This is a genomic window from Oscillochloris sp. ZM17-4, assembly GCF_019599295.1.
Lineage (GTDB): Bacteria > Chloroflexota > Chloroflexia > Chloroflexales > Chloroflexaceae > Oscillochloris.
Genome location: NZ_JAIEWN010000027.1, coordinates 60372 through 68571, shown reverse-complemented (window position 1 = coordinate 68571; position 8200 = coordinate 60372). Strand labels below are relative to the sequence as shown.

General features: G+C 66.7%; 8 protein-coding genes. 7 read left to right on the top strand and 1 reads right to left on the bottom strand.

Annotation, left to right across the window (positions count from 1 at the left end):
- From K2Z83_RS18350 to K2Z83_RS18330, 5 genes are all read left to right on the top strand, one after another.
- Nucleotides 1-177 (top strand): S16 family serine protease, encoded by a 177-nt coding sequence (locus K2Z83_RS18350; RefSeq protein ID WP_370650201.1) that lies wholly within the window; start codon nucleotides 1-3, stop codon nucleotides 175-177.
- 255 nt (nucleotides 178-432) lie between these two features.
- Nucleotides 433-1299, top strand: coding sequence for an alpha/beta fold hydrolase (locus K2Z83_RS18345; protein ID WP_220596642.1), 867 nt, complete (start codon nucleotides 433-435; stop codon nucleotides 1297-1299).
- A gap of 428 nt (nucleotides 1300-1727) precedes the next feature.
- Nucleotides 1728-2336, top strand: coding sequence for an inorganic triphosphatase (locus K2Z83_RS18340; RefSeq protein WP_220596641.1), 609 nt, complete (start codon nucleotides 1728-1730; stop codon nucleotides 2334-2336).
- A gap of 2 nt (nucleotides 2337-2338) precedes the next feature.
- On the top strand, nucleotides 2339-3874 hold the full coding sequence (locus tag K2Z83_RS18335; RefSeq protein WP_220596640.1) for a CHAD domain-containing protein: 1536 nt from the start codon (nucleotides 2339-2341) through the stop codon (nucleotides 3872-3874).
- Nucleotides 3875-4110: 236 nt separating this feature from the next.
- A complete protein-coding gene (locus tag K2Z83_RS18330) occupies nucleotides 4111-4704 on the top strand; it encodes a hypothetical protein (protein WP_220596639.1) in 594 nt (197 codons plus the stop codon).
- Between the two features lie 159 nt (nucleotides 4705-4863).
- On the opposite strand, the gene K2Z83_RS18325 is transcribed toward K2Z83_RS18330, so the two are convergent.
- Entirely contained in the window at nucleotides 4864-6024 is a 1161-nt protein-coding gene (locus tag K2Z83_RS18325) for a hypothetical protein (RefSeq protein ID WP_220596638.1), read from the bottom strand.
- Nucleotides 6025-6892: 868 nt separating this feature from the next.
- Here K2Z83_RS18325 and K2Z83_RS18320 point away from each other — a divergent pair.
- Nucleotides 6893-7459: a peroxiredoxin gene (locus tag K2Z83_RS18320; protein ID WP_220596637.1), complete on the top strand. Its 567-nt coding sequence runs from the start codon at nucleotides 6893-6895 to the stop codon at nucleotides 7457-7459.
- Nucleotides 7459-8190, top strand: coding sequence for a prolipoprotein diacylglyceryl transferase family protein (locus tag K2Z83_RS18315; protein ID WP_220596636.1), 732 nt, complete (start codon nucleotides 7459-7461; stop codon nucleotides 8188-8190). Before K2Z83_RS18320 ends, K2Z83_RS18315 begins: the two co-directional genes overlap by 1 nt.
- The last annotated feature ends 10 nt before the right edge of the window (nucleotides 8191-8200 follow it).

Genomic DNA, 8200 nt, shown 5'->3' with positions numbered 1-8200 from the left:
ATCCTGCCCCGCCGCAACGAGGCCGACCTCGACGACCTGCCCCGCGAGGTCTTCGATGAGCTGACCTTCGTGCCGGTGGATACGCTCGACCAGGTGCTCCAGACGGCCCTCCAGCCGGCGGCCACTCTCGACGGCATCCTGACAATGACCCAGCCGAGCGAGTTCGTGCAGGGCTAGGTCTGAACCCAAAGGCCCCGTAGGGACGCAGCGTGCTGCGTCCCTACGGGGCCTTTGGGTGCTCGAGCGCCGCCACCGCCTGCTTCCGAACCGCACCGCGAAGTACCACAGCGGCGCATCGGCGATCTAGATGATGCGGCTCATACGTGCAGATGTCAGATTGCGAGATTGCGATGCGATCTTTGAGGTAAAATTAGACTGTATACTGACTGTTCGCTAGCCCAGGTGTCGCCGCAAACAGAGACAAAGACAGCTATGAACGACATGTCGTGGATTGATCGTCAGGAGTACCCGTTCGCGTCGCACTACCTCGACCTCGCTGCCGGGCGGATGCACTTCGTCGATGAGGGCCAGGGCCAGCCGATCCTCATGCTGCACGGCAACCCGACATGGTCGTTTCTCTACCGGCATATAATCAAGCATCTGAGCCCGCGCTACCGCTGTGTCGCCCCCGACCATATCGGCTTCGGGCTATCGGACAAGCCGGCCGACTGGTCGTACCAGCCCGCCGACCACGTACAGAACATCGTAGAGCTGGTCGAGCACCTTGGGCTGCGCGACCTGACGATCGTGGTGCAAGACTGGGGCGGGCCGATCGGCATGGCCTACGCGCTCCAGCAGCGGGCCAACGTGCGCCGGCTGATTATTCTGAACACCTGGTGCTGGCCGGTCAACCGCGACCTGTACTATATCGCCTTCAGCTCGGCGATGGGCGGCGTGATCGGGCGATGGCTCATCCGGCGCTATAACTACTTTGTCACCGGGGTGATGCGCCGGTGGTTCGGCGATAGCCGCCTGCTGACGCCGGAGATCCACCGGCACTACCTACAGCCGCTGGCCCGCCCCGAGGACCGCAAGGGCTGCATGGAGTTCCCACGGCAGATCATCGCCGCCTCGCCGTGGCTCGACTCGCTGTGGAGCCGGCGGGGCGAGCTGCAGGGGCTGCCCGTGCTGCTGGCCTGGGGCATGAAAGACATGGCCTTCCGGCGGAGCGAGCTGGCGCGCTGGCAGGAGCTGTTCCCGGAGGCCGAGGTCGTCGAGTTCGCCCAGGCGGGCCACTTTGTGCAGGAAGAGGCGCCGCAGGAGCTGAACGCTGCGGTGGACCGCTTCCTCGCGCACTGAGTAGCGCACTTCAGCGCCGTCAGGCGGGGGGTTGGGGGTGGCTTCGCCACCCCCAACGGTTTTTGTTAGTCCTGGGTCAACCTGTGAGCGTAGGTGCCTTGGCTGGCGACTGACGTCGCAGCGCGGGGGCCTCCGGCCAACCGCCCGCCGACGCGGGCGGTTCCGGCGTTGGCCGACGCCCGGCGCGCAGCGCCGCTCCGGCGCGACGTCAGTCGCCAGCCGGTGGGGCTTAACCCAGCGCTTATGCGCGCTAACGAAATTTCGGGGGGGCCAGGGCTTACGTTGATGCGTATGGGGCGAAGCCCCAGAGCGGTGTAACAGCCCGTGTTACGTGAGAATCACGTCTCATTACAATGTGATGTATGGTATGCTATACTCGTATGTTAACACCCCGTTAACATACGAGTATAGCATAGGATCTCCCCACCATGGAAGTTGAGGCGAAATATGCGGTCAGCGCCGGCGACCTAGACGTCGTGGCCGCGCTCAGCCAGCTCGGCCCCTACGCGCTCCACGCCGAGCCCGAGCCGCAGCAGCAGCAGAACCGCTACTTCGACACCGCCGACCGCCGCCTCGGACAGGCCCGCTACGGGCTGCGCCTGCGCAAGATCGGCGCGCGCACCCTCGTCACCCTCAAGGGGCCGGCCGAGGTAATCGCGGGGCTGCACCGCCGCGCCGAGTACGAGTTCTCCCACGCCGACCCCGACCCGCACACATGGCCCGCCGGCCCGGCCCGCGAGCTGGCCCTGGCCCTGATCGGCTCGGCCGCACTGGTGCCCACCATCACCATCAGCACCAGCCGCTCGGTGATCATCGCCCGCTACCAGGATCAGCCGGTCGCCGAGATCAGCCTCGACCGCGGCGTGATGCACGCGGGCGAGCGCGCCGCGCCCTTCAGCGAGCTGGAGATCGAGCTGCTCCCCGCCGGCGCCGAGTCCGACCTGGCTGAGCTCGCCGGCGCGCTGCGTGCGTTTATCGAGCTGCGCCCCGAGCCTCGCTCGAAGCTTCAGCGCGCACTCGCGCTCCTGGAGGAGTAGCTATGCCCAATCCTCTGGCCGATCCTACCGATATGCTCGCTGAGATCCTCGATGACTACCGTGTCGACATGCCTCACGCGCGCCAGGTGGCCGATCTGGCCCTCGCGATCTTCGACTCCGTGGCCGGGCGCTACGCGCTGCCCGCGCGCCTCCGCCCGCTGCTTGAGATCGGCGCCATGCTCCACAATGTCGGCATGACCACCGACCCGCCCGAGCACCACCTGGTGGGCCGCGATATTGTCCTGCGCCACAGGCTGGGCGACCTGCGACAGCGCGACCAGGAGATCGTCGCATGTCTAGTGGCCTTCCACCGCAAGAAGGTGCGCCCCCAGATCGAGCCGGCCTTCCTCAGCCTCGGCAAGAAGGGCCAGGCCGCCGCGCTGCAGCTCTCCGCGATCCTGCGCGTCGCCGATGGCCTGGACTATAGCCAGTCGCAGACAACCCGGCTGCTCGGCGTGGAGGATGCCGAGGGCGGCCTGCTGCTGCGCCTGGATGGCCCCCACGCCGCCGGCGACGGCGCGCGGTCGGACGAGAAGGCCGACCTCTGGCGCAAGGTGTTCGGCGAGACTCTGTCTGTCATGACGCCCCCGTCCGAGGGCGACATAGCTGACGTCAAGGCGGTCGAGCACGAGGATGCGGCCCTGCTAGCGCCCTGGTACGCCGCCGCCGCCGCCCCGCTCGCCGAGCTGGGCCGCGTCCTGCTGCGGCGTCACCTGCGGCGCATGCTCGCCGCCGAGCGCGCCGTGCGGGCCGACCGCGAGATCGAGGATGTCCACGCCCTGCGGGTGGCCTCGCGCCGCCTGCGCGCCACCCTGCGCCTGCTGGCCCCGGTGGCCCCGGCAGGCAGGGCGCGCCCCGTCCAGAAAGCCATCCGCCGCCTCGCCGCCGCCGCCGGCGCGGTGCGCGACCGCGACGTGCTCCTGGCCCACCTGGCCGAGAGCCGCGGCCAGCTGCCCGAGGAGCTGGGCGCCGGGCTAGACGAGCTCACCGCCGCCATCGCCGCCGAGCGGGACAGAGCCCACTCTCGCCTGATCACCCTGTTCGACAGCGAGGAGCACGCCGCCTTCAAGACCGCCTTCGCCGACCTGATGAACGAGGGCGCGGGCTGGGACGAGTCGCCCCACGTGCGCGACCTCGCCGGCTCCACGATCTGGCGTCAGTACGAGGCGCTGCGCGCCCACGACCGGGGCGGGGTGCCGCTGGAGGGCGAGGCGATGCACGCCATGCGCATCGACGCCAAGAAGCTGCGCTACGTGCTGGAGCTGTTCGCCGATAGCTTCGGCGAGCGCGCCGAGCTGGTCGTCGCCCAGCTGGCCCGCCTCCAGGACGAGCTGGGCGCGCTGAACGACATCGAGGTGGCGCAGAACACCCTGTTCACCGCCGCGCTTGGCGCAGAGGCGCGGGCAGCCGCGAACGCCTACCTCGCCCTCCGCGAGACGCAGCGCGTGGCTGCGGCGAACGCCATCCCCGCACGCTGGGAGAAGGTCGGCAGCGCCACCTACCGCCGCAAGCTCATGGAGCTGATCGTCAAGCTGTAGGGCGATTCGTCCTCTTAACGACCGACGACAGACCACCGCAGTGGTCTGTCGTCGGTCGTCTGCTGTCTCCCTCTTTAGCGGTGCTTTATCCGCGCTTCATCTTCCGGCAGTAGCATCAATATGCAGGTTCGTTGGCACGCAATGTGCGAAGGGATCTCCAACAACAGTTCTGCTGGCAGCATCAATATTGCGGAGGGGGCAGATCCGGCCCGCTCTCCTCAAAGAAGGAGGCCACAATGCGTATGGTAGTGGGGCTCATCGACCAGGGGCACAGCTCGGATCAGACCATCGCCGCGCTCGGCGACGCCGGGATCAGCCGCGATCAGATCAGCCTGATCGGCAACGATCTGGCCATTCACCAGATTGCCAGGGTGCGCGGCGCCATCCACGGCGCGGGCATCGGCGGGCTGATCGGTGCCGCGCTCGGGGCATTGCTGGGCCTATCGCTCACCCTGATCGCCCTGTCCGGCGCCGGGCCGACGCCGATCATCTACATCGGACCGATGAACACCTTCTTCGGGGTGCCGCTGATGATCGGCGGCTCAGTCCTGGCCTGGGCCGGGCTCATGGCGAGCATGTTTAGCCTGCTCGGCTCGCTGATCGGCGAGTCGCGCCTCGATCAGCAGGCCCGCGCCTACACACAGGGCGTCGAGCACGGCGAGACGATGGTGGCGGTGCGCGCGGAGGATGGGCAGGTCGAGGCAGTCGCGGATCAGCTGCGGCGAGCGGGGGCCGAGCAGGTAGACGCCCAGCGGCGCTTCTGGAAGCGGGGCGACTGGGAGGCCTTCGATGTGGGCGGCCCGCCCCTGCGCCACCCGGCACGGGTATAGGGACGCCCGTAGGGCGTCCCCGCACGCTAGGAGAGGGTCGGCGGCGCAACCTACCGCCGCAAGCGCATGGAGCTGATCGTCAAGCTGTAGGGAATGTAGCGAAAGGCGCCAGCTTTGCTGGCGCCTTTCGCTACCCGATGCGGGTTAGCCGGAGTTGCCCTAGTGTGCCGTCGTGGCAGCCGCCCGGTTACTGCGACGCACCCGCTGAAACACATCTAGGCTGTATATCATATAGCCGAACGGGATGAACATCTCCCTGTACTCGGTGATATCCCACTCGCGCCCCAGATTACTGCCTAAGCTGATGAAGGCGATTTGTGATGCGATCATGAGAGCCAGCATTGCCATGATCATCCTGCTACTGGTCGCTGTTTGCGAATCAGATCGTCGGAAATGCAGGAGTATGAACACCCCGACAAAGAAGCAGAATTGCATCAGCTGGACGTCCCACTTGTCGTAGTTGTAAGCTACAGCGATCACGCCCACAAAAATAAGGAACCGGGCGGGGATGAAGAGCTTAACTGGGTGGAATGTATTGAAGAAGCCGGTTCGGTCATTAATGAAAGGGATGAGCACGAGCCACATCGCCGCGAGGAAGTAGAAGATGGTCTCGAGCGTGTTGGCCGCGAAGTTGTGCAGGTTCATCTCGCCCTGATGATTGCCGGCAAATGCATCGGGCGTGGCAATATTGAAGATGCGCTGACCCCAGGAGATCTCCTCGCCGCCCATGACAAAGAGCACAAATGCCCCGCCGAGCGCCACGAAGATCGACAGCTTGCGGTATGGGCCGCTGTACGTCCGCAGCGCTACAGCCAGTGCAATGAGTATCGCCATGGCGATAAAGTATCCTAGCGCCGATAGTGTCTCAATAAAGCCATCCTCAAGCGCCATCATAGAGAAAAGATCTACCCGGAAAATAAAAATTACCAGAAAAGCTACTCCAATAGAGATCGTCATCCAGATCCATATCCGTATCTGCTTTGGTGTCAGGCCCTCCTGCTCGTCCGGGATGTTTGCCACGCTCATGCTCGCCGACACGCTCCCCTCCGCAGGGGCGGTGAGGGCAACGACAAAGGCGAGGCTACCCAACGCCGTGAGCAGGGTGCTGAGCAGATACAGCGGGGTGAAGTGGGGAAAGTCTGCGCTCAGCAGGTTGCGCAGTAAGTACGACGGCAAGGATGACACTGCCACCTCGGCCTGGAAATGCCGATACTGAATAAACACATTGATCATGAAAGCGATGCTTAACGTCGTGGCCATGAGCGTGACAGCGCGCGCGCGCCGACTTAGGTGGTAGATCCTTAGTGAAGGCGCTTCCATTGAGGCATCCTTTCTGACATCCCACTACATATACTGATCATAATTCCGAGCTTCAGGTGTAAATCACAAGCTCCTTAATACGGAGATAATACGCTCTTAATATGATCAAACGTGTGACAGAATCATTCCTTCCAATGAAGATACCGTTATCTGACTCTCGCGGGATGACTATCTTTAGCGCATCCGTAGGCTCCGTCTGGCACAGATCGTGCTGCAGGTCAGCGGATCGCATTATATTCAGCAGGGCCAGCCGCGCCGACCCGCCCTGACCACAAAAAAATCTTAGCGCGAATAAGCCCTGGGTTAACCTGTGAGCGCAGGGGCCTCAGCTGGCGACTGAAGTCGCAGCGCAGGGGCCTCCGGCCAACCGCCCGCCTACGCGGGCGGCGTCGGCGCAGGCCGACGCCCGGCGCGCAGCGCCGCTCCGGCGCGACTTCAACGCTTGGTGTGAGATCGTTTCCACCGCATTGGGACGCCATGGGCAGAACCGCGATTCGCCCGATCTGGCTGCACGGCGTTAGCGTCGACCGCGTCCTCATGCAAAACCGTGTACGAGATCTCACACCAAGCGTTTCAGTCGCCAGCCGAGGGGCTTGACCCAAGGCTTATTCGCGCGAATATGCTTTTCTGAGATTTGGGCGGCCCTGCCGGTTTAGTCGGCGACCCTCCGGAGTTAATCTGCGACCCTCCGGAGTTAGTCGGCGCAACATCTGGTTATGCCGGCGCAACCCCCGGTTAAGGCGGCAGACCCGCCGGGCCGCCCGCCCTCCATCACAACGGCGGGGTTGGGAATTCGGCGCTGCCCCGCCCGCAGGGTGGGTGTGGTAGACTAGCGACTCGAACTGAGCGTAGCCCCGAAGGGGAGAGTATGGCCTGGCTTTTTGAGGATCGGCGGCGCTGGGCCGCCTTCTCCGCGCTGCTGCTGCTGGCCGGCGCGGCGTGGACATGGGCCGCCCGGGTGCCGCCCGAGGCCGGGGCGCTGGCCCTCACGCCCAGCCCGCGCGCGGGATTCCCCGCGCCGGACTTCGCCCTGGACAGCCTGGGCGGCGGCCAGGTGCGCCTCTCCGAGCAGCGCGGCAGCGTGGTGCTGGTGAATATCTGGGCCAGCTGGTGCGGCCCCTGCCGCGCCGAGATGCCGGCGATCCAGCGGCTCTACGCGGCCGAGTCCGGCAGGGGACTCCAGATCCTGGCGGTGAACAGCACCGTGCAAGACAGCGCCGACGCCGCGCGGGCCTTCGCCGAGGAGCTCGGGCTGAGCTTCCCCATCCTGATCGACGGCGACGGCGCGGTGACGACCGCGTACCGCGTGCAGGCGCTGCCCTCGACCTTCGTGATCGACCGGGCCGGCGTGGTGCGCCGGGTGCTCTACGGCGGCCCGCTCAGCGAGGCGACCCTGCGGGCCGAGCTTGAGCCGCTGCTCCAGGAGGCGCCCTGATGCTGCCGGTGATCCAGGTCGGCCGGCTGGCCCTGAACGCGCCCGGCCTGGCCCTGCTCCTTGGCCTCTGGCTGGCCCTCTGGCTCGCCGAGCGTGAGGCGGGCCGGCTCGGCCTGCGCGGCGACTCCCTCTCGGCGGCGCTGCTCGCCGGCCTGGCCGCCGGCCTGGCCGCCGCCCGCCTAGCCTTCGCCGCCCGCGCGCCGGGAGCCTACATGGCCGACCCGCTGGCCCTGCTCTCGCCCAACCTGAGCGCCTTCGACCCGCTCTGGGGGCTGCTCGCCGGCATGGCCGTGGCCCTGCTCGACATGCGCCGGCGCGGGCTGGCGCTGCTGCCCGCGCTCGACGCCCTGGCCCCGGCCCTGGCGCTGATGGCCCTCGCCCTCGCCCTCGCCCAGCTTGCCGGCGGCGACGCCTACGGCGCGCCGGCGCGGCTGCCCTGGAGCGTCTACCTCTGGGAGGAGTGGCGCCACCCGACCCAGGCCTACGCCGCGCTGGCCGCCCTGGCGAGCCTGGGCCTCTGGCGGGTCAGCCGCGCCGCGCCGCTGGGGCCGGGCGCGCGCCTGGCCCTGGTGGCCGGCGGGCTGGCGGCCGGCCAGGTGCTCGTGGAGGGCTTCCGCGGCGACAGCGCCCTGGCGGCGGGCGGCCTGCGGGTGGGGCAGGTCGTGGCCCTGCTTGTATTGGCTAGTGCGCTGTTCTTCCTCAGGCCCGGCGTGAAGGATGAGGGTGAATAAGCCCCTTCAT

What these genes read in the sequence shown, in the direction of transcription:
- K2Z83_RS18345 (WP_220596642.1), top strand. Translation starts at nt 433, where the DNA reads ATGAACGACATGTCGTGGATTGATCGTCAGGAGTACCCGTTCGCGTCG.
- K2Z83_RS18340 (WP_220596641.1), top strand. Translation starts at nt 1,728, where the DNA reads ATGGAAGTTGAGGCGAAATATGCGGTCAGCGCCGGCGACCTAGACGTC.
- K2Z83_RS18335 (WP_220596640.1), top strand. Translation starts at nt 2,339, where the DNA reads ATGCCCAATCCTCTGGCCGATCCTACCGATATGCTCGCTGAGATCCTC.
- K2Z83_RS18330 (WP_220596639.1), top strand. Translation starts at nt 4,111, where the DNA reads ATGCGTATGGTAGTGGGGCTCATCGACCAGGGGCACAGCTCGGATCAG.
- K2Z83_RS18325 (WP_220596638.1), bottom strand. Translation starts at nt 6,024, where the DNA reads ATGGAAGCGCCTTCACTAAGGATCTACCACCTAAGTCGGCGCGCGCGC.
- K2Z83_RS18320 (WP_220596637.1), top strand. Translation starts at nt 6,893, where the DNA reads ATGGCCTGGCTTTTTGAGGATCGGCGGCGCTGGGCCGCCTTCTCCGCG.
- K2Z83_RS18315 (WP_220596636.1), top strand. Translation starts at nt 7,459, where the DNA reads ATGCTGCCGGTGATCCAGGTCGGCCGGCTGGCCCTGAACGCGCCCGGC.